Raw genomic sequence first — 21294 nt, 5'->3', positions numbered from 1 at the left:
ATCACCTCGTTTAACCAACATCTAACAATTTTAATCGTTCTTTATATAAATCCTTGACATAACTAATTAAATCTCTATATTTTTCTTCATTTTCAATAATGTATTTTGCATCTTCCCGTGCCACCATTATTATGTCAATATCGTTTATGATATCTGCAACTTTAAATTCTGGAAGTCCATGCTGTCTTACTCCCAAAAATTCTCCAGGACCTCTTAGTTTTAAATCAAATTCTGAAATTTTAAATCCATCATTTGTTGATGCAAAGAAATTCAATCTTTCAAAGGCTTCTCTTGAAACATTTCCAACTGTTAAATAACAGTACGACTGTTTGTTTCCCCTTCCAACTCTTCCTCTTAGCTGATGAAGCTGAGCAAGTCCAAAACGTTCTGCATTTTCAATTACTATTACTGTAGCTTGTGGAACATCAATTCCAACTTCTATAACGCTTGTAGAAACAAGAATTTTAATCTCTCCAGATGCAAATTTGTACATTATATCATCTTTCTCTGAGTCACTCATTTTACCATGGATAAGTCCCACAGGAATATCAGGAAAATACTCTTTTGTAAGAACCTCATACATAGAAGTTGCAGATTTAACCGCTAATTTTTCTGATTCATCTATCAAAGGATAAACAATATATGCCTGCCCGCCGTTCTCCACTTCACTTATTACAAATTTATACACTTCTTCAATTTTTGATTGGTGAACAACAAATGTCTTTATTGGTTTTCTCCCTTTTGGCATCTCATCAATAATCGACACATCAAGGTCACCATACAACGAAAGAGAAAGTGTTCTTGGAATAGGTGTTGCTGTCATAACCAACGTATCTACCAATTTTCCTTTACTGATAAGTTCCTTTCTTTGCTCAACACCAAATCTATGTTGCTCATCTATTACAACCAAACCTAAATTCTTAAAATGAACATCCTCTTGAATTAAGGCATGTGTTCCAACCACAACGTCGATGTCACCATCTTTTAATCTTTGTTTTATACGCTCTTTTTCAGAATTTGAAGTTGCTCCAATTAAAAGTGCAACCTTTATTCCAAATTTTGAAAAATGATCATAAATCTTTTTAAAGTTTTGAATAGCAAGAATTGAAGTTGGTACCATAACCGCTGATTGAAAACCTGCTTCATAGTTATCAAGCATTGCAAGTTCTGAAACAATAGTTTTTCCAGAACCAACATCTCCCTGGAGTAATCTATTCATTGGTTTATCAGATTTTAAATCATTTTTAATCTCTTCGTATGCTTTCTTTTGAGCATTTGTTAACTCAAAAGAAAGAGAATTTATAAGCTCTGTTGAATATTTCCCATCAAATTTTTTAGATATTCCGCCTATTTTTTCATTTTCTTTTTTAGATAATAAAAATGCGATTTGAAGGTATAAAATTTCTTCATATGCAAGTCTATATCTTGCCGCTTTTTTATGAAAAACACTCCTTGGAAAATGCATTCCAGTATATGCCTGATAAACATCTATCAAGTTTCTCTTTGAAATTAAATCATCAGGTAAATGCTCCTTGAAATTGTAAATATTATAAATATTTTCACTTATAATTCTTCTTACAGTATTTTGATTTAATCCTTCAGTTAAAGGATAAACCGGAAAAATTTCTCTTTTACTCTCATTAAAAAGCTCAATCTCTGGATTGTGAATCTCCAAACTTCCATAAAATCCTTTTTTTACTGTACCAAATACATATAGTTTTTTTCTCAAAAGACCTTTTAATATTCCCTCCATAAAGTCCTGATTAAACCATTTTAAAAGAATTTGATACATTCCATCGGATAAAACAGCACTAACAATAGTTAAATTACCTTTTTTTATTTTTTCAACCCCGGTTAATTTTCCTGTTGTAACAACTTTATCATCTTCACGAAGCAAAGGAATAGGAATAATTCTTCTTCTATCTTCATAATCTCTTGGGAAAAAGTTTAAAAGTTGCTCAACATTATTCACATTAAGTTTTAAAAATTTTTGAGCTCTTTTTGGACCTATTCCTTTAACATACTTTATAGGCGTATCAAGTGGTTTTAAATCAGAAGATTTTTCAACTTTATAAACCAAATGCATCAACTTAAACCTTTTAACCATTCCTGGAATGTAACTCAATCTCTTTTGAATTCTTTTTTCTGGAAGATTTTTCATTTCAACAATGTATGTATAAAATTCCTGAAGCCTTTTGAAAACTTCAGGATCTTCTTTTAAAGGATCATCTATTTTTTCAAAATTATCCTCCACATATTCAATTAAAGCTTTGTGATCTTTTATATTCAATATTTCATCTAAAAAGTCTTCGATTAACAATGGAATATACATTCCTTCATCCTCTCACAAGTATTTCTTCAGAAACTATTTGTCCACTATCCATTTTAATAATTCTATGTGCCCGTTTTGCAACATTTATATCGTGAGTTACAATAACAAATGTTGTTCCAAGCTCTTTATTCATATCAATGATTAAATCAATTATCTCTTGACTATTCTTTGTATCAAGCGCCCCAGTTGGTTCATCTGCCCAAACAATCTTTGGATTATTAATTAATGCCCTTGCAATAGCCACTCTTTGTTGCTCACCACCAGACATTTCTGATGGATATGCATTCTTCCTATGAAGTATATGTAACCTTTCAAGCCACTCAAGAGCTTTTTTTCTAATCTCGGTTGGAGTTCCGTTCTTTGAAATCAGCAAAGGAATTTCAACATTTTCAACAGCTGTCAGAACTGGTATAAGATTAAAAAATTGGAAAATAAATCCCATGTTTTCAGATCTAAAAATTGTTTTTTCCTCTTCATTCATTCTGTCAAGCCTTTTCCCAAGAACTTCAACTTCACCTGATGTTGGCTCATCAAGTCCTGAAAGACAATTTAAAAGAGTAGTTTTACCACAACCAGATGGTCCCAAAATAGCTAGAATTTCTCCTTCATTTATTTCAAGATTAACACCTTTTAAAGCTTCAAATTTTTCCTTTTTACCATACACTTTTGTTAAATTTTTTGCCCTTACTATCATTATTTCATCTCCATGATATAATTTTCTTGTATATATTATAACATTAGGAGGGATATAGTGAAGTCAACAATTGTTTTAAATGGTAATATTGATGAAACATTAGTTTTAAACACAAACCATATAATAGCTGTTGATGGTGGAGCAAAGTTACTTAAAAAAAGAAATATATTGCCAGACATCGTAATAGGCGATCTTGACTCTATTGACAAAGAAACGATAGATTTTTTCAAAAAACAATCTGTGAAAATTATTGAATACCCCAGAGAAAAGGACGAAACAGATTGTGAACTTGCTATAAAATATGCTCTTGAAAACGGTTTTAAAGAAATAGAAATAATAAATTTTCAAGGTGAAAGGATAGATATGATATTTGCACTCTATGGGCTTTTAAAAAAATTTGATGCAAATATTTATTTAAATTCTGAAAAGTTAGAATCTGCAATTTTAAAAGAAAATAACGCACTTGAAAAAGAAGTTAAAATAGGTGAAACATGGTCTTTTATTCCTTTGTGTAATGCAACTTTTACGATAGAAGGCTTTAAATACCCCTTCAATGGTAACATGAGTATAGAAAATCCAATAGGTGTAAGTAACGAAACAACAGCTGAAAAAATAAAAATACATGTAGAAAAAGGAGAGGTGATTTATTTCAGATGGAAGAAAAAACCGTTGTAATATTAGGAGCAACTGGCTCAATAGGAATGCAAACTCTTGAAGTAATTAAAAAACTTGATAACTTTAGAGTGAAAGGTATAGCTTTCGGAAAAAATGCTGCTCTTGCTGAAAAAATTATAAAAGATTTCAAAATAGAGTACTTTTACTCCTCTGTAAAATCTAATGTAAGCTCTATAAAAGATATGGTGGCAAAAATCCGCCCTGATATTGTAGTTGCTGCAATACCTGGTTTTGAAGGTGTTCTTGCAACAATTGACTCTATACCTTACACAAAAAGACTTGCACTTGCAACAAAGGAAGCTTTAGTCTGTGCAGGTCCATTTGTAAAAAAAGCATGCAAAGAAAATAACGTTGAATTAATACCAGTTGATAGCGAACATTCTGCAATTTTTCAGATATTTGATGAAAATGTGGTAAAGATATTAATAACTGCATCTGGCGGTGCAGTAAGAGATAAAGAAAATATAGATGATTTATCAGTCGAAGATATATTAAATCACCCTGTTTGGAGTATGGGTAAAAAAATAACCGTAGATTCTTCAACAATGGTAAATAAAGCATTTGAAGTAATTGAAGCTTTCGAACTCTTTGAATTGGAAAATATTGAAGTAAAAATACATCCTACCGGAACAGTTCATGGAGCTGTATTTTTAAAAGATGGAACTGTAAAGATTCATTTTGGATTCCCAGACATGAAAATTCCAATTTCTTATTCACTAAGTTATCCGAATAGATTATACGAAAATAAAAACTGGCCAAATTTTGAAAGTAAAAATTTTATATTTGAAGATGTAAATCCATCAAAATACCCGGCATTTTTCTACGGAAAAAATGTAATTAAAGATCTTGCAAAAAGAATAGCCTTTAATGCAGCTGACGAAATAGCTGTAGAAAAATTCCTAAATGGGCAAATAAAATTTTCAAAAATAGCTGATATAGTTATAAACACATGCGAAAAAATAGATGGAAATATAAATGATTTTAAAGAAATCTTTGAAATAGACAAAATTGCAAGACAAATTGCAAAAGAACAATATTAGTGTTATAATCTATTTACAGGCAACTTAATATTTTCCCTTTCAAATAAGGGAAGCCGGTGAAAGTCCGGCACGGGGACGCCACCGTAACCGGGGACGAAATCCACAAAATGCCACTGGGATATTTCCTGGGAAGGCGTGGAGAGTAGGATGATCCGGAAGTCGGGATACCTTATTTGAAAGGAAAGCAATCCACCTTTGCGGTCCCTAAGGGTGGGCGTTTTTCTTTAAAATATTATATAGGAGGGATAAAGGATGAAAAGATGGGTTATTTTCTTAAGTGTCTTGTTAACTACATTTATATTTGCACTATCTATTGTTGATGATGCTGGAAGATTGGTAAACTTTGATAAAATACCGGAAAGAATAGTTTCTGCTGCTCCAAGTTCCACAAAATTTCTTGTAAAACTTGGTCTTGGAGAAAATATAGTTGGTGTTACAGATTGGGATTCTTTTAATGCTGAAAAAATTGGAAATATGGTACCGCTAAACATAGAAAAAATTATTTCATTAAATCCTGACATTGTAATCACTTTCGGGGGCTTTCAACTTCCAGAAGTTCAAAAGTTAGAAAAATTCGGTATTAAGGCACTTGTTTTAAATCCAACAACACTAAATGACGTTGCAAGAGATGTAATGCTCCTTGGAAATGTATTTGGTAAAGAACAAATAGCATCTGAAATTGCAAATAAAATAAAACAAACAATTTCAGAATATGGTGCAAAAAGCTCAAAAGTACCTCTTGAAAAAAGGCCAAAAGTCTTTTTCACAATAACGGTTCCAAATAATGAAACAAAAGATCTCTGGACTGCAGGAACTGGCTCTTACGTAAATGAATTGATTACATATGCAGGTGGGGTAAATATCTGTGCTCCTTATTCTGGAAATAATGGATGGTTCTCTGTAAATTGGGAATTTTTAACATACAATGATCCTGATATAATAATTGTTGCATCATACATTAGTCCAGATGAAACCATAAAGCAAATAAAATCGCATGAAATATTTAAAAATCTTAAGGCAGTTAAAAACGACAAAGTATTTGTTATTGATGGTAACGACATAAGCTCAATATCCCCAGATATAGTCAAATACCTTGAAATTTTCTATAATTTCTTTTATGGAGGAAAATAATGACTAAAATAAACATTTATAAGGCTGGAAGGATCATCCTTCCAGTCTTGTTCTTCTTAGTAATCCTTATAAACCTTTCTATAGGAACTGTGAAAGTTCCAATTTCTCAAATTTTTAATCCTGAAAATGAGCAAATAAAATTCCTCATATGGAACGTTAGATTCCCAAGAATATTAATGAGCCTTATAGCTGGTTCAGGTCTTGCGCTTGTTGGAAATATCTATCAAACAATAATGAAAAATCCACTTGTTGATCCATATCTAATTGGTACATCTTCAGGAGCTGGTTTTGGTGCTGTTTTAGCACTCTATGTTGCTGTGTCATTGAACAGAACTGTCAGTGTTAACGTATTTTCTTTTGCATTTTCATTACTTGCTTCACTATTAACAATTATTCTTGCAAAAAGAAAGAGAATAATTCCTATCACACACCTTATTCTTTCAGGTGTATTAATTAGTACTATATTTTCATCCGCAACAATCTTACTAATAAATCTCTCACGTAAAACTTTAACAAGCGCATATGTTTGGCTTTTTGGAAGCCTTTCGGGTACGACAATGAATGATTTAATAATTCCAGCAATATCGGTAATTGTATTGTTTTCTATTGCATTAATAAAAAACAGAGAACTCGATGCAATTGCTTTAGGCGAAGAGGAAGCTAAAATTCTTGGTGTTGAAGTTGAAAAAATAAAGTGGTTTTTTTATTTAGCTGGTTCTTTTGTAATCTCTGTGATTGTCTCAAAAACTGGAATAATTGGCTTTGTGGGATTAATAATTCCTCATGCAACAAGAATTCTCACGGGGGCAAAACATAAATATAGCCTTATTGGCAGTGTCCTACTTGGTGGAATTTTTCTCTCCTTTTCTGATACCATATCTAGAACTATAGCTTCTCCCATTGAAGTTCCAATAGGTGTTGTTACATCGTTTATCGGTGCACCATTAATGTTCATCCTTCTTAAAAAACAAAAATAATAGTATAATATCTTTTGAGGTGAAAAAATGAAAATTCTTACAAAGAATTCTCTTAAAAAGTTAGAGAATATTAAGTTATTTGTTCTTGACATTGATGGTACTTTTTCCTTAAGTGGAAAACTTTTTCCTGGTTCAATTGAATTTGCAAACACTGTTTTTAAAGCAAACAAAAAATTTGTTTTCTTAACAAACAATTCAAACAAATCAATTGATGATTATTTATTAGAATTTAAAAATGCTGGACTTTCAATAAATGCTGACCAAATTTTTACTGCTGGGATCGAAACTGCTGAATATTTGCTTGAAAAATTTGGACCCAAAAAAATATATCTTGTAGGAAACAAGGCAATTAAACAAGTATTTGAAAATATTGGACATAAGGTAGTAGATAGTGAAGAACCTGATATTGTTGTTGTTACATTTGATACTACTTTAAACTATGAAAAACTTGCAAAGGCTTGTAGTTATGTTTCAAAAGGAAAGCTATTTGTTTTAACAAACCCTGACCTAAATTGTCCATCAAAAGATGGGCCTATTCCCGATACAGGAGCAATTGCAAGTATAATCACAAAGGCCACCGGGAAAGAACCCGATATAATATTTGGAAAACCAGATCCATTAATTCTTGAAATGATCATGCAAAAAAATAATGTAAAAAAAGAAGAAACATGTGTAATTGGTGATAGACTCTATACAGATATTCTTCTTGGCAAAAGAGCTGGTGTGCTGACCATTTTAGTTTTAACAGGTGAAGCAAAAGAAAGTGATATAAAAAACATAAAACCTGATATAATTGCTCAAGAAATAGGTGAGATTTCAAAATATATTTAGGTGATAAATAATGATAAAGTACAATCTTAGAGGAAAAAGAATAGAAAAACTAGTTGAGCTTGCACAAAGTGGATTAAAAGAAGCACTAGAACTCATAATTGAAAAGTATTATCCAATGGTCATTAAAATTTCATCAAAATATTATGCGCCATGGGCTGAATTTGAAGACATAGTCCAAAATGGACTTATTGGGTTAATTAAGGCTGTATTTTATTTTGATAGCGAAAGAAGCTCTTTTAACTCATTTGCATGGAAAAGTATAGAGGGAGAGGTTCAAACATTTATTACTTATTTAAATAGAAAAAAAAATAAAATTCTCTCAGATTCATCAAGTATAGATGTTTTTGATGAAGAAGAAGGTGGGGAACAAGCCGATTACTCACTCCAAGACAAATCAACAAATATCCCCAAAAAAATATTCATTGATATAATTAAGGAAATAATTGTCAAGCATTTAAAGGACGTGGAAATAGATATTTTTGAAATGTGGCTAGATGGTTATTCATATGCTGAAATTCAGGAGGAATTAAATGTAAACTTTAAAAAGGTGGACAATACAATACAGAAGGCTAAAAGGATTGGGAGAACAAAAATTGATAGGTTTATAATAGAACAAGTCTTTAATAATTAATCTGGTGGAGGCGGCGGGAATCGAACCCGCGTCCGAAGACAAAATCCCCCAAGCTTCTCCGAGCGCAGTCCGTGTTTTAAACTTCGGATTTGGAACGCCCACGGACAGGCTTTCCAAATCCTAGCCTTTCTAAGATTTCGCGACTTTGGACGAAAGGCAAATCCAAAGTCGCTAGACCGGTTATGTCACGCCCTAGCCAGAGCCCCGGTCAAACCCTGGTAGGACGGCAGCTTTTTAAATTAAGCTGCTAATGCTAATTCTTCGTTGGCACTTATCTTTTTCCCGAGTTTTTTTACGAGGAACCCGGAAACCTCGGCTCGCTTCTTGGGGGATTTCATCCCCGTCGAAACCAGTTCGCCCCCGTATATATTTGACTTGTTTTAAAAGACCAAAGTTCAAAAAAAAGGTCCCGCATTCGGGACCTGGTGCCGAGGGCGGGACTTGAACCCGCACGAGCGTTGATGCTCACATGGCCCTCAACCATGCGTGTCTGCCAATTCCACCACCTCGGCTCGCGTAATTTATTATACCACAATTATAAATTTGGTCAAGTACTTTTTATTGAATTTATCTTTCTATTTATATTCGCCATCTCAAGTGCAACCATAGCAGCTTCAAAACCTTTATTGCCCATCTTTGCACCTGCACGATTAATAGCTTGTTCTAAAGTGTCTGCAGTAACAACACCAAATGAAATTGGAACTTTCCCTTCTAAATTTAATTGCATAACAGCTTTTGATATCTCATTTGAAACAACTTCAAAATGATATGTCTCACCTCTTATAATCGCACCAAGTGCAATAAGTGCATCAAAATCTAAATCTACAAGTTTTTTTAATACAAATCCAATTTCCATACTTCCTGGTACCTTTATTATTTCAGTATTTTTGACCCCATGTCTATTGAGACAATCAATTGCTCCATCTAGCAACATTTCAGTAATTTGACTATTAAATCTTGAAACAACTATGCCTATTTTTAAATCCTCACAATTTTGATATTGGCCTTCTAAAATCACTATTCCACTCCTTCCAATTTTAAATTATGTTTCATCTTTTTTGCCTTTGTAAAAAGATATTTTTTGTTATACTTATTAACCCTCCCATAAATATTAACTATTTCTTTAATTTTTATCCCATATCTTTTCAATTCTTCATATTTTTTCGGATTATTAGTTAAAATCTTAACTTCATTAATTTTCAAAGCTTTGAGTATTAAGTATGCTGCAAAATAATCCCTTTCATCATCTTTAAATCCCAGCTTTAAATTTGCCTCTACTGTATCATATCCTTCATCTTGTAATTTATAAGCTCTTACCTTATTATTTAAACCTATTCCTCTTCCTTCTTGGCGAAGATAAATTAACACACCACCTTTTTTAGAAATAATTTTCAATGAATTTTCTAGCTGATCTCCACAATCACAACGAAGTGAATGAAAAATATCGCCGGTTGCACATTCAGAATGAATTCTTAAATAAGGAATAGATTCTTTAAATGGCTTTTTTACAATTGCAATATGTTCTCGAGAATCGTACGGATTCTTAAAAGTATAAATTTTAAAATCTTCATCAATTGCCGTTGGAAGTTTAACTGATGTATCAATAGAAAACTTCTTTTTTACATACTCCTTATACAAATCTTCTATGTCAATTATTTCCAATTTGTGCTTTTTCGAAAGCTCTAAAATATACTCAAAATCATGGGAATCACCACTACTATTTAAGATCTCAATAATTACACCGTAAGGCTTATACCCAAGATACTCAGAAAAAAACACTGAAGCTTCTGTATGTCCCCATCGTCCTTTTCTTGCACCTAAAACATTTACATGACCTGGGTAAACAAAATGCTTAATACTTAACCCTTCTGAAATTTTTTGTATGGTGCAGCATCTTTCATTAACAGATATTCCTGTACCTTTCCCATAGTCTACCGTAATAAAAAAATTTGTTTTGGAACCATTAGAAGGTAATTTAAAAAAGCCTCTATTTAATAGATCATCTTCAGGAGCACTAACACATAAAAGTCCTTTGCCTTTTTCAATAATAAAATTTAAAACTTTTTCATCACAAATTTGAGCAGGAATAAAAAAATCACCTTCTAATTCATTCTTTTTATCAATTAAAATATACGGTTTCAAAACATTCACCCCCTATATCTTGCAAATACATCAATTTCATAATTTACAATATCTCCAGTTTTTAAATACTTTAAATTTGTATTTTCATTTGTAAACGGAATTACTTGAACCTCAAACGAATCAAGAGAAACATTTGCAATAGTTAAACTAATACCATTTAATGAAATAGAGCCTTTTCTCTTTATCGCATAATTTTCTTTAGGCATTGAAAACTTATATAAAATACCAGAATTCATTGCTTTTCTTCCAAGAAAAGTCACTACACCATCAATATGTCCAAGAACAAAATGCCCATTTAATCTATCTCCAATCTTTAAAGCTCGCTCAATATTTAAGTATTTAGCCTTTTTTATATTCGTTTTTTCAATGGTTTCATATCCCAAATCAAAATAGCAAACATCATTTTTTACTTCTTTTACTGTCAGGCATATACCATTTACAGACACACTATCACCAACATTACATGAAAAAGGTAGCTTAATCTCCAGTGTATTTCCAACAATTTTAAAATCCTTAGCTACATATTCAATAATTCCCGTAAACATTTTTTATTACCTCCAAATAAAACTCATTTTTTAATCGTCTTATTTTCCTAATCTTCAAATTAAACTCTTCATCAATGTATTTTTCAAATTCTGAAAATGCAGAAAGTCCTCTTCCAAAAATTTTTGGAGCATAAAAAAGATGGAGTTCATCAGAAAAATCATAAAACTGGGATAGCACACTAGCGCCTCCTTCAATCAAAACTGAGTCAATATTTAAGCTATGTAACCTTTCTAAAATATCCTCAGGGCGGGTTTCAGGATAGCATTCAACTCCATTGTATTTCTCACATCTACTTGAAAAAACAATTGTCCTAGAATGATTATCAAAAACATTAAAATTTTTCCCTGCAAGTTTTCCTTCATAATCTAAAATTATTCTGATTGGATTTCTACCACCATTTCTACAAGTAAGTTGTGGATTATCTTTTAACACTGTATTTGCCCCTACCATAATTGCAGTAAAAAAGTTACGTAAGTTATGTGAAATATTAAAATTACTTTTCGTTATCCACTTAGACCTTCCCAAATTATCGCAGATAAAACCATCAAGACTCATTGCAGCTTTTAAAGCTACATAAGGAGTCTTTTTAGTAATGTACTTTATAAAACCCCTGTTAAGATAACTTGCTTCTTTTTCAAGAAGTCCAACATGAACTTCTATTCCATTTTTTCTTAGAATGTCAATACCTTTACCATTTACTAAAGGATTTGGATCTAGGATGGAGACATAAACTTGAGAAATTTTGGACTCAATAATTAAATCAGTACAAGGTGGGGTTTTACCATGGTGGCAACAAGGTTCAAGATTTACAAACAAAGTACTTCCTTCAAGAGAAGTTTTTGCATTTAAAATAGCGTTCCTTTCTGCATGAAAATCACCATATCTTTTGTGATATCCTGTGCTAATAATCTTGCCATCTTTTACGATAACAGCGCCAACTAATGGATTTGGAGATACTCTTCCTACACCTTTCTTTGCAAGCTTTAGTGCAAGTTTCATGAATTTTTCCAAAATAAATCCCTCCTTTTTCAGGAGGGAGAGGAATAAAGCATAAATGTATTCATTTATGCTTGTCCTCTCCCATCCGGACTATTACCGTCGGCTCCGGAATTCCACCGGATCAACCCTTTTAAGGGCTCGCGGGCTTTCACCGCCGGTCGGGAATTTCACCCTGCCCCGAGGACATTTTCAACAATATTATATCATCATATTAACTTTTATCAACTACTTTAATTTAAATTTCCTAATTTCTTGATTTAACTTAAAGATCATTTCAGTCAAACTTGAAATATTAGTGTATAACATATTTGCAACTTCTTCATCTTCCTCAGAAAATTTCTGTACATCTTCTGATAACTTATACACATTATTGACCTGATTTAAAACCTCACTTGCTGCACTAGACATCTCTTCCACAGATGCATTTTGCTCTTGAGAGTGAGCTGCTAGAACATCAACAATAGAAGAGAGATTATTAAAAGACTCTAAAATTTCATTCAATACACTTGTCAACTTTTCTATCTCTTCTTGTGAATTTTCTATTTCTTCTTTCACTTGGCTTGTTTCATTTTTTATAACATCAGAACTTTCCGTTATCTCTTGAATAGTGTTTGTTATTACATCTGTAGCGCCTTTTGTTTCTTCAGCAAGTTTTCTAATTTCATCAGCAACTACCGCAAAACCTTTTCCTGCCTCACCAGCACGAGCTGCCTCAATTGCTGCGTTTAGTGCAAGAAGATTTGTTTGTTCTGCTATATTACGTATAGTATTAACTATCTCTCCAATATTTTGTGTAAAATTAAGAAGTTCAGATATCTTCTCATCAAGTCCAAGATACTTTGAAACAACCCTATCATTTGCATTTTTTACTTTTTCAAGATTTTCTTTTCCAAGATTTGTAGTATTTAATAGTTTATTGTTAATTTTCATGGTATCAGATGCCGTATTGTTTAAAGTTACTGCATGACTTGATAACTCTTCAAGACTTGCAGTAATCTCTTCAACCGCAGCACTTATCTTCTCAACCGATTTTGTTTGCTCAATTGTACTATTTCTAGTTTCCTCAATTGAAGAAAGCAATTTTTCAAAATTCTTATTTGCAATTTCAGTTACATCTTTAGATTTATATATCGTGCCTTCAAATTCCCTTATAATTTTTGAAATTTCATTAACCATATTTTCTAGATTTAAAGAAATTTCTCTAAATTCATCTAAAGATGAAATGTTAATTTTTCTTGTAAAATCACCTTGACCGTATTTTTTCATACTATTATTAAGTTCTTCTACTGGCCTTAAAATAAATCTAATCACAAAATACACCGTAAATGCCAAAATAACATTCAACGATAAACTGATATATGTTGCATTCCAACTGTTATGTTGATCCAAAATTCCTTTCGTATAAAGATATCTTATAATTATTGGCCCAATCCAAAGAGTAATTGATAAAACAGAAATTAGAATTTTCAAATTAACACCGATTTTAAACTTGTTGAATAAATCCCTTATTTCATCAAAATTAATAATTCTTGAATAAGTAAAAATAAATAATGCTATTATGTTCATATTTATTGCAAATGCTCCATTTAATCTCAATGCCAGTGTTTCACTAGGAAGATCCGTCATTTTAGAAGCAACTAAACCTACAACTGTTGCTGCAACAAAGTTTCCCAAAAATAAGACTATAGATGAAAAGGTTGGAACATTAAATCCTTTCCCACGTTTTACATTTTTCACATTTTTATAAATAAAAAAAGCTACTAAAGCTCCAAATGTAACAACAGCTAAAAGATAACCTATTAATAAATTTGTTACTGGATAATTTTTCAATCCAGAAAATACATAGTATGAAAAAAGAAGCGCAGGAAAATCCAAGACTAATAAAAAAAATAAAACAAGATTTAACAATTTTCTTTCAATTGACATTTTTTCACCTCACAAAAAAATATAGTGATTACTCGATTATCACTCTTAAAAACTTATAACATGAAATTTATAAAATTCAAGAAAATATTCTTTTTCAATTAAAATGATAAAAATTATGTATATGTTACAATTTATTTAAATGAAAGTTCTAAAGTTTTCCAAGCAAGTAAAAAACATTTAATTCTCATTGGATAATCTTTAATACTTTTGAATTCTTCAATCAATCCCAATATCGATTTGTCGTATTCTTCTCCACGCGTCATTTTATATACGTTATCTATTAATATTTTTACCTCATCAATTGATTTATCAATAATATTTTCTATCATCAAGTTAGCCGAAGCTTGACTTATTGCACAGCCAATTCCTTCAAATTTTGCATCTACTATCCTTTCATTTTCAATTTTTAAATATAAAGTTATTTCATCACCACAAGAAAGATTTTTACCTTCTTCTACTTTAGTGGCATCTTCAATCTTTCCCTTATACTTTTTAAGTTTAGAATAATCCATGATTAATTCATTGTACATTAAACCACTCCTTTATCCTTTTTATTCCTTCTATTAATATATCTATATCTTCATATGTGTTGTATATATAAAAACTTGCTCTACATGTACTGTTTGGAAATTGAGACAGTCTACTTTGTGACTTTAAAACATTCATCAAAGGTTGTGCACAATGATGACCGCTCCTTATTGCTACTCCAAATTTTTCATCTAAAAGGTGTGCAACATCATGTGGATGAACTCCGTCAATATTAAAGCTTAAAATACCGCAGTGAGATTTATCAAGTGGACCATAAACTTCTACATTTTCAATATTTCTAAACTTTTCAATAGCATATTTTGTAAGATCTAGAATATGTTTTTTTGCCTCATCAAATCCAATATTATTTAAATATTCAAGCGCATAATTTGCACCAACAATTCCACCAATATTTGGAGTGCCTGCCTCAAATTTGTATGGAAGCACATTAAAGGTAACATCTTCAACACTAACCTTATCAATCATTTCACCACCATACAAAAAAGGTTCAAGTGTTTCCAAATATTGGCTTTTTCCATATAAAACCCCAACTCCGCTTGGCCCAAGCATTTTATGGACTGAAAAACAAAGAAAATCAATATCTAAGCCCTTAACATCAATCCTTTGATGCGGAATAAGCTGCGCTCCATCAACTATTAATATTGAATTAGGAAAAATATTGCGAATTTTTTCTATATCAATTAACTGTCCCGTTACATTTGAATGTCCTGTAACAGCAACCACTTTAGGATTTATATCTTTTTTTAAAAAATCATCGATATTTATGCTTCCAAAACGCAAGCTTGGTTCAACAAATTCTACTCTAAATCCATGTAATTTAGAAAGTCTTAACCATGGGACAAAATTTGCATGATGCTCAACTAAAGTTGTTAAAACTATATCATTCTCGTTCAACATTTTACTTCTTACTAAACTTTCAACTATAAGATTTATTGACATTGTTGTTCCTGATGTGAAAATTATCTCATGTTCACTAGCATTCAAAAAATTTGCATAATTTTTTCTAGAAAACTCTAGCATCTGAGTTGACTCAGATGCTAGAGTATGAACTGCTCTATGAACATTTGCATAATTTTCTAAATAAAATCTAGACAATTTATCAATTACCTGTTTTGGTTTTAATGTACTTGCAGCACTGTCAAGATAAACAATACGATTTCCTTTTATTGTTCTTGAAAGTGCAGGAAAATCACTCAATATATTTTTTAAGAGCATTTTTTACGACCTCCTCAAGGCCAAATACTGAAAGCTCATTAATTAAATTTTCAAAAATACCGTTTAATATAAAGCTTTTTGCTTCCTTTCTATTAAATCCTCTACTCATTAAATAGAATATTGCATCTTCATCAAGTGGAGCAGAACTTGCCGCATGTGATGCAGTAACTTCATTTTCGTCTACTAACAAACTTGGGATAGCTTCCATTTTTGAATCTTTTGATAATAATATACATCTTTCCATCTCTTCTGCTTCACTATTTTTTGCACCTCTTTTTAAATCAAGTATACCACGAAATACTACTTTTGCTTCATCAGAAAGTGCACCTTCTGCCTTTATTGAACCTTTATTTTCAAGTCCTACAAACCTTAAAAGATATTGAAGATCAAAAATTGCATTTTTACTTCCCAAAAAGTAAGGTCTAACATCCACATTACTTTCATTACCGTTCATCTTTACTCCCAAATATCCTGCTACCTTTCCTTCACCAATATATATATCTCTAACTTTTACTTGTGCTTTATCTTCAACTATAATAAAAATATTATCAACCGAAAAAGAATTTTCTTCACTTACATGAATGTTGTAAATTTCAACTTCTGCATTATCATCTGCCACAACTCTCAATGTATTATTTGAAAAATTTTTCGTTTTCAAAATTCTTACAAGAACTAACTTACCATTAACCTTATACACATCATTTGTTATTCTATCAATATATTCAACTTTTACTTCTTTTTCCTTATCAACTTCTATATATTCACCCATAGATGAAAATATATCTGATAACAAAACATATTTTCTATGAGTTCCCTCAAAATCTATCAAATCTAAATCTTCTTCAACACCTTTAAAATATCCCTCATATTTATACTCTGGCAAACTTATACTATTAATTTTCAATCTTTTCCATATAGGAAAACCTACTTTTGTATATTCGCTATACTTTTCCAAAATATGCTTTCTAACAAATTTATTTTCAATACTTGAAAGTGCTTTTTCTAAATCTTTTTCAGTATAGTCACCTTCGAAAAATTGCTTTGGGGCACTCACCACTGCTTTTTCATTATCTAAAAATAATTCTAAATTTTTCTCCATAACTAACACCTCACCCTATTGATGATTCAATTTCCATTTCAATTAATCTATTAAGCTCAAGGGCATACTCAAATGGTAAACTACTAACAATCGGTTCAATAAATCCTTTAACAATCATACTTTTAGCTTCTGTTTCACTTAAGCCTCTTGTCATCAAATAAAAGATTTGTTCATCTTTAATTCTTCCAATTCTTGCTTCATGACCTACATCCGAATCACTATTATATACTTCAATTAATGGAACTGTATCACTTTTCGATTTATTATCAAGCATTAATGCGGTACATTGAACATGAGATTTACTTTTTTTAGCATCTTGTGCTATTCTTAATAGCCCTCTATAAAAAGCCCAGCCGCCACCAACACTGATACTCCTTGCATCAATTGTGGAACTTGTATAAGGTGCAAGATGTACTACTTTTGAGCCTGTATCCATATGTTGGCCTGGTCCTGCATATGTAATACCTAAACTTTCTGCTTTTGCACCCTTTCCTTTAAGGATCGTCATAGGATACAGCATTGTTTTCATACTACCAAGTGATCCTGAAACCCAAGACATCACTCCATTTTCTTCTACTATAGAACGTTTTGTATTCAAATTATACGTATTTTTACTCCAATTTTGAATTGTCATGTATTTTACTTTTGCATCTTTTTTTACGTAAATCTCAACCATTCCTGTATGCAAATTAATAACATTGTATCTTGGCGCTGAACAACCCTCAATAAAAGTTACCTCAGAGCCTTCATCGGCTACAATAACTGTATGTTCAAGCTGACTCATTCCAGGATTACTCATTAAAAAATAAGCTTGAAGTGGCATTGGAACTTTAACACCCTTTGGAACATATAAAAATGTTCCTCCACTCCAAATTGCACCATGTAGTGCCGCAAATTTATGATCATGGGCTGGAACAAGTTTCATAAAGTATTCTTTTACTAAGTCTGGATATTCTCTTACTGCACTTTCCATATCCATGAAAATTACACCAAGACCTTCAAGTTCTTTCTTTATATTTTGATACACTATTTCCGAATCAAATTGTGCTCCAACACCGGCAAAATATTTTCTTTCAGCTTCAGGAATTCCAAGTTTATCAAAAGCCTTTTTAATTTCTTCAGGAACTTCTTCCCAACTTGTCTGCTTGTTAGCCTTTGGCTTAATATATGGAATTATCTTATTCAAATCCAATTCAGAAATATCAACTCCAAATCTTGGATCATGCCATTTTTGAAAAATTTCCAAAGATTTAAGTCTAAGTTCTCTCATCCATTTAGGTTCACCTTTAATCTCAGAAATTTCTTCAATTATTTTTGGTATCAAGCCAGGTAAACTTTTATACTCTGGCTCAATATTAGCAATATAATTAAACCTATCTTCATTCTGTTTTATATCAAACATGTCATCACCCCGCAATTACAGAATAGCCATTTTTTTCTATCTCATCAGCCAATGAAAAATCACCGCTCTTTACAATCTTTCCATCTGTGTAAACGTGAACTTTATCAACATCTAAATAATTAAGTATTCTTTTGTAATGAGTTATAATAAGTATACTCGTCCCAGATTCTCTTATCTTATTAATCTGATTTGCAACAATTCTTAAAGCATCAACATCTAACCCCGAATCAATTTCATCTAAAATTAAAAGTTTGGGCCTTAAAAACCTTGCTTGCAAAATTTCTGATTTTTTCTTTTCTCCACCAGAAAATCCAACATTCAAAAACCTATTTAAGAAATTATCTGAAACAACAAGCTCACTTAATATTTCGTCTATTTGTTTATTTAATTGCGCAAAAGATTCATTATCTCCATGAATTTTTCTATATGCACTTAAAAGAAAATTACTGAATTTTACACCGTCTATTTCAAATGGATTTTGAAAAGTCATAAAAATACCTTTTTTTGCCCTCTCATCAGTAGTTAAGTCAACAATATTTCCACCTTCAAAAATTATTTCGCCTGAATCAACTCTATACCTTGGATTTCCCATTATAACGTTTGCAAGAGTCGATTTTCCTGAACCATTTGGTCCCATAATAGCATGTAATTCTCCATAACCTATATCCAAATTAACACCTTTTAATATTTTTAAGTTTTCTTCTTTCACAGATGCATGCAAATTTCTAACTTCAAGCAATTTTTCCATGATATTACCTCCTTAATTAGTTTTTCCTAATTAAAGTATAACATATTAATTTCAAAAGTCAATAATAAAAAATAAAGGCTTGGAAAATTCAAGCCTTTATTAAAAAAAATTCCCCGGAAAAGTTTCCGGGGAATTTGTCTATTAAAATGATTATTAATATTCTGGCATTTCTGGCATTGGTGCGTTATTCTTTGGTTCTGGTTTTTCAACTACAAGTGCTTCTGTTGTTAACAACATGCTTGCAATTGATGCTGCATTTTGAAGTGCACTTCTTGTAACTTTTGCTGGGTCAATAATTCCGCGTTCAAACATGTTGCAATATTCACCTTTTAATGCATCAAATCCGTATGCTGGATCATCATTTTCAAGTACCTTGTGAACAATAATCGCACCATCATAACCTGCATTCTTTGCTATTTGGTTAATTGGAGCTACCAATGCATCGTAAACAATCTTTGCCCCAATCTTCTCATCACCATCAAGTTCATTTACAACTTTTTCAACAGCTTTTCTTGCGCGAAGTAGCGTAATTCCTCCACCTGGAACAATACCTTCTTCAACAGCTGCTCTTGTAGCACTGAGAGCGTCTTCAATTCTGTGTTTCTTTTCTTTTAACTCGGTTTCTGTTGCAGCACCAACTTTAATTACTGCGACACCACCAGCAAGTTTTGCCATTCTTTCTTGTAATGTTTCTTTTTCGTATTCTGATGTAGTTTGCTCGATTTGCGCTTTAATTTGAGCAATTCTCTTTTTAATTTCTTCTTGATCACCATGTCCACCAACAATTATTGTTTCGTCTTTTTTAACTCTTACAACATCTGCTCTTCCAAGATCGTTTAATGTCAAGTCTTCTAAGTTAATTCCTACTTCTTCGCTTGCTACTATACCACCGGTAAGAATTGCAATATCTTGGAGCATCGCTTTTCTTCTGTCACCAAATCCAGGAGCTTTAACTGCTACTGTATTAAGTGTTCCTTTTAGTTTGTTAAGAACAAGTGTTGTTAATGCTTCACCTTCAACATCTTCTGCAATAATTACAAGTGGTTTTCCAGTTTGTGCTACTTTTTCAAGAATTGGAATAAGTGGTTTTATATTTGAAAGTTTTCTATCGGTAATAAGGATAAATGGCTCATTGTAAACTACTTCCATTTTTTCAGGATCAGTTACAAAGTAAGGTGAAACATATCCTCTATCAAATTGCATACCTTCAGTAAATTCAACATATGTCTCAATTGATTTACTATCTTCTACAGTAATTACTCCATCTTCTCCGACTTTTTCCATTGCTTCTGCGATTAATTTACCAATTTCTTCACTGTTTGCACTGATAGATGCTACATGAGCAATATCATCTGTACTTGAAAGTTTCTTTGATATTTTCTTAATTTCTTCAACACCTGCTGCAACTGCTTTTTCAATTCCTCTTTTTACAAGGATTGGGTTTGCACCAGCTGTTACGTTTTTAATTCCTTCTTTTATCATTGCTTGTGCGAGAACTGTTGCTGTTGTTGTTCCGTCACCTGCTACATCGTTTGTTTTACTTGCAACTTCTTTTACAAGTTGTGCTCCAAGATTTTCAAATTTATCTTCAAGTTCAATTTCCTTAGCAATTGAAACACCATCATTTGTAATTGTTGGACTTCCCCAAGATTTTTCAATAACTACGTTTCTTCCTTTTGGACCTAATGTAATTTTAACTGCATCTGCAACTGCATCTACACCTCTTTCAAGTGCTCTTCTTGCCTCTTCACTGAATTTTAACATCTTTGCCATGCGTGTCACCTCCCTATTAGTCTTCTATTTTTGCTAGAATATCTTCTACATCAATTATTATGTAATCTTCTTCCTCTATCTTAATTTCGGTTCCTGAATATTTGGAAAAGATTACTTTATCACCTACGTGAAGATCAACATCTGCATCTTCCAAGTTACCTACTGCAACAATTTCTGCTTTCATAGGTTTTTCTTTTGCAGTATCTGGAAGAACAATTCCTCCTTCAGTTCTCTTTTCCTCCTGAATTGGCTTAATTAAAAGTCTTGATCCCAATGGAATAACCTTCATAATCGTACCCCCTTTCAAAGTTTTTGTTGTCACTCTTATTCATCGACTGCTAATTTAAGTTTACCAAAAATATCAAAATTGTGAAGTCTGATTATTACCGATTATTACTTTTTAAAAGAAATTAAGTCAAAATAACATATATTTTCTTTTGTTTTCACACTTTTTATATCACAAAAAAAGGAAGGGAGGCATTTTCTGCCTCCCTTCTGGTGGAGCCGATGGGATTTGAACCCACTGCCTCTACCGTGCCATGGTAGCGCTCTCCCAATTGAGCTACGGCCCCTTACAATATATA

General features: G+C 31.9%; 20 protein-coding genes, 2 tRNA genes, 1 other RNA gene and 2 riboswitches. Of the genes, 6 read left to right on the top strand and 17 right to left on the bottom strand.

Annotated elements, in window-relative coordinates; translation table 11 throughout:
- Positions 1 to 10: 10 nt before the first annotated feature.
- Together recG and EO083_RS04405 are read right to left on the bottom strand one after the other, a co-directional pair.
- A complete protein-coding gene (gene recG, locus EO083_RS04410) occupies positions 11 to 2332 on the bottom strand; it encodes an ATP-dependent DNA helicase RecG (protein WP_206512270.1) in 2322 nt (773 codons plus the stop codon).
- A 4-nt stretch (positions 2333 to 2336) separates the two neighbouring features.
- Positions 2337 to 3026 carry an ABC transporter ATP-binding protein gene (locus EO083_RS04405; protein WP_126992974.1) on the bottom strand — a complete coding sequence of 230 codons (690 nt, stop codon included), beginning with the start codon at positions 3024 to 3026 and terminating at the stop codon, positions 2337 to 2339.
- 57 nt (positions 3027 to 3083) lie between these two features.
- Between EO083_RS04405 and EO083_RS04400 the strand changes: the two genes are divergently transcribed.
- The 6 genes from EO083_RS04400 to EO083_RS04375 all read left to right on the top strand — a co-directional run bounded on the left by EO083_RS04400 (position 3084) and on the right by EO083_RS04375 (position 8311).
- Positions 3084 to 3701 carry a thiamine diphosphokinase gene (locus tag EO083_RS04400; protein WP_126992973.1) on the top strand — a complete coding sequence of 206 codons (618 nt, stop codon included), beginning with the start codon at positions 3084 to 3086 and terminating at the stop codon, positions 3699 to 3701.
- Positions 3680 to 4741 (top strand): 1-deoxy-D-xylulose-5-phosphate reductoisomerase, encoded by a 1062-nt coding sequence (locus tag EO083_RS04395; protein ID WP_126992972.1) that lies wholly within the window; start codon positions 3680 to 3682, stop codon positions 4739 to 4741. The genes EO083_RS04400 and EO083_RS04395 overlap by 22 nt, the downstream gene beginning before the upstream one ends.
- A gap of 24 nt (positions 4742 to 4765) precedes the next feature.
- Positions 4766 to 4931: riboswitch (cobalamin riboswitch) on the top strand.
- A gap of 62 nt (positions 4932 to 4993) precedes the next feature.
- Entirely contained in the window at positions 4994 to 5872 is an 879-nt protein-coding gene (locus tag EO083_RS04390) for an ABC transporter substrate-binding protein (RefSeq protein WP_126992971.1), read from the top strand.
- The gene (locus EO083_RS04385; protein WP_126992970.1) at positions 5872 to 6849 is read left to right on the top strand and encodes a FecCD family ABC transporter permease; all 978 of its coding nucleotides are present in this window, start codon (positions 5872 to 5874) and stop codon (positions 6847 to 6849) included. The genes EO083_RS04390 and EO083_RS04385 overlap by 1 nt, the downstream gene beginning before the upstream one ends.
- 27 nt (positions 6850 to 6876) lie before the next feature.
- A complete protein-coding gene (locus tag EO083_RS04380; protein WP_126992969.1) occupies positions 6877 to 7680 on the top strand; it encodes an HAD-IIA family hydrolase in 804 nt (267 codons plus the stop codon).
- A gap of 10 nt (positions 7681 to 7690) precedes the next feature.
- Positions 7691 to 8311, top strand: a complete 621-nt coding sequence (locus tag EO083_RS04375) for a sigma-70 family RNA polymerase sigma factor (protein WP_126992968.1) — start codon at positions 7691 to 7693, stop codon at positions 8309 to 8311.
- A 2-nt stretch (positions 8312 to 8313) separates the two neighbouring features.
- Here the strand turns inward: EO083_RS04375 and ssrA are convergent.
- From ssrA to EO083_RS04300, 15 genes are all read right to left on the bottom strand, one after another.
- Positions 8314 to 8673: a transfer-messenger RNA gene (gene ssrA / locus EO083_RS04370) on the bottom strand.
- 61 nt (positions 8674 to 8734) lie between these two features.
- Positions 8735 to 8823 (bottom strand) — tRNA-Leu (locus tag EO083_RS04365).
- Between the two features lie 35 nt (positions 8824 to 8858).
- Complete coding sequence (gene ribH, locus EO083_RS04360; RefSeq protein WP_206512271.1) at positions 8859 to 9332, bottom strand: 6,7-dimethyl-8-ribityllumazine synthase; 474 nt, start codon at positions 9330 to 9332, stop codon at positions 8859 to 8861.
- A complete protein-coding gene (locus EO083_RS04355; protein WP_126992966.1) occupies positions 9329 to 10453 on the bottom strand; it encodes a bifunctional 3,4-dihydroxy-2-butanone-4-phosphate synthase/GTP cyclohydrolase II in 1125 nt (374 codons plus the stop codon). The genes ribH and EO083_RS04355 overlap by 4 nt, the downstream gene beginning before the upstream one ends.
- Before the next feature lie 5 nt (positions 10454 to 10458).
- Entirely contained in the window at positions 10459 to 10998 is a 540-nt protein-coding gene (locus tag EO083_RS04350) for a riboflavin synthase (protein WP_126992965.1), read from the bottom strand.
- Entirely contained in the window at positions 10979 to 12010 is a 1032-nt protein-coding gene (gene ribD, locus EO083_RS04345; RefSeq protein ID WP_126992964.1) for a bifunctional diaminohydroxyphosphoribosylaminopyrimidine deaminase/5-amino-6-(5-phosphoribosylamino)uracil reductase RibD, read from the bottom strand. The genes EO083_RS04350 and ribD overlap by 20 nt, the downstream gene beginning before the upstream one ends.
- 57 nt (positions 12011 to 12067) lie before the next feature.
- Positions 12068 to 12187: riboswitch (FMN riboswitch) on the bottom strand.
- A 36-nt stretch (positions 12188 to 12223) separates the two neighbouring features.
- Positions 12224 to 13924: a methyl-accepting chemotaxis protein gene (locus EO083_RS04340; protein WP_126992963.1), complete on the bottom strand. Its 1701-nt coding sequence runs from the start codon at positions 13922 to 13924 to the stop codon at positions 12224 to 12226.
- A 131-nt stretch (positions 13925 to 14055) separates the two neighbouring features.
- Positions 14056 to 14454 carry a Fe-S cluster assembly sulfur transfer protein SufU gene (gene sufU / locus EO083_RS04335; RefSeq protein ID WP_126992962.1) on the bottom strand — a complete coding sequence of 133 codons (399 nt, stop codon included), beginning with the start codon at positions 14452 to 14454 and terminating at the stop codon, positions 14056 to 14058.
- Positions 14444 to 15688, bottom strand: a complete 1245-nt coding sequence (locus EO083_RS04330) for a SufS family cysteine desulfurase (protein ID WP_126992961.1) — start codon at positions 15686 to 15688, stop codon at positions 14444 to 14446. The genes sufU and EO083_RS04330 overlap by 11 nt, the downstream gene beginning before the upstream one ends.
- The gene (locus tag EO083_RS04325) at positions 15663 to 16787 is read right to left on the bottom strand and encodes a SufD family Fe-S cluster assembly protein (protein ID WP_126992960.1); all 1125 of its coding nucleotides are present in this window, start codon (positions 16785 to 16787) and stop codon (positions 15663 to 15665) included. The genes EO083_RS04330 and EO083_RS04325 overlap by 26 nt, the downstream gene beginning before the upstream one ends.
- Positions 16788 to 16797: 10 nt before the next feature.
- On the bottom strand, positions 16798 to 18189 hold the full coding sequence (sufB, locus tag EO083_RS04320; protein ID WP_126992959.1) for a Fe-S cluster assembly protein SufB: 1392 nt from the start codon (positions 18187 to 18189) through the stop codon (positions 16798 to 16800).
- A gap of 4 nt (positions 18190 to 18193) precedes the next feature.
- Positions 18194 to 18937 (bottom strand): Fe-S cluster assembly ATPase SufC, encoded by a 744-nt coding sequence (gene sufC / locus EO083_RS04315; RefSeq protein ID WP_126992958.1) that lies wholly within the window; start codon positions 18935 to 18937, stop codon positions 18194 to 18196.
- Between the two features lie 153 nt (positions 18938 to 19090).
- Positions 19091 to 20710 carry a chaperonin GroEL gene (groL, locus tag EO083_RS04310; protein WP_126992957.1) on the bottom strand — a complete coding sequence of 540 codons (1620 nt, stop codon included), beginning with the start codon at positions 20708 to 20710 and terminating at the stop codon, positions 19091 to 19093.
- A gap of 16 nt (positions 20711 to 20726) precedes the next feature.
- Positions 20727 to 20999: a co-chaperone GroES gene (gene groES, locus EO083_RS04305; protein ID WP_012579460.1), complete on the bottom strand. Its 273-nt coding sequence runs from the start codon at positions 20997 to 20999 to the stop codon at positions 20727 to 20729.
- 207 nt (positions 21000 to 21206) lie between these two features.
- A tRNA-Ala gene (locus tag EO083_RS04300) sits at positions 21207 to 21282 on the bottom strand.
- Between the last annotated feature and the right edge of the window lie 12 nt (positions 21283 to 21294).

The sequence above is a fragment of the Thermosipho globiformans genome (assembly GCF_003990895.1).
GTDB lineage: Bacteria > Thermotogota > Thermotogae > Thermotogales > Fervidobacteriaceae > Thermosipho > Thermosipho japonicus.
Note: the sequence above shows the minus strand (reverse complement) of the source record. Positions and strands in the feature narration are given on the sequence as shown.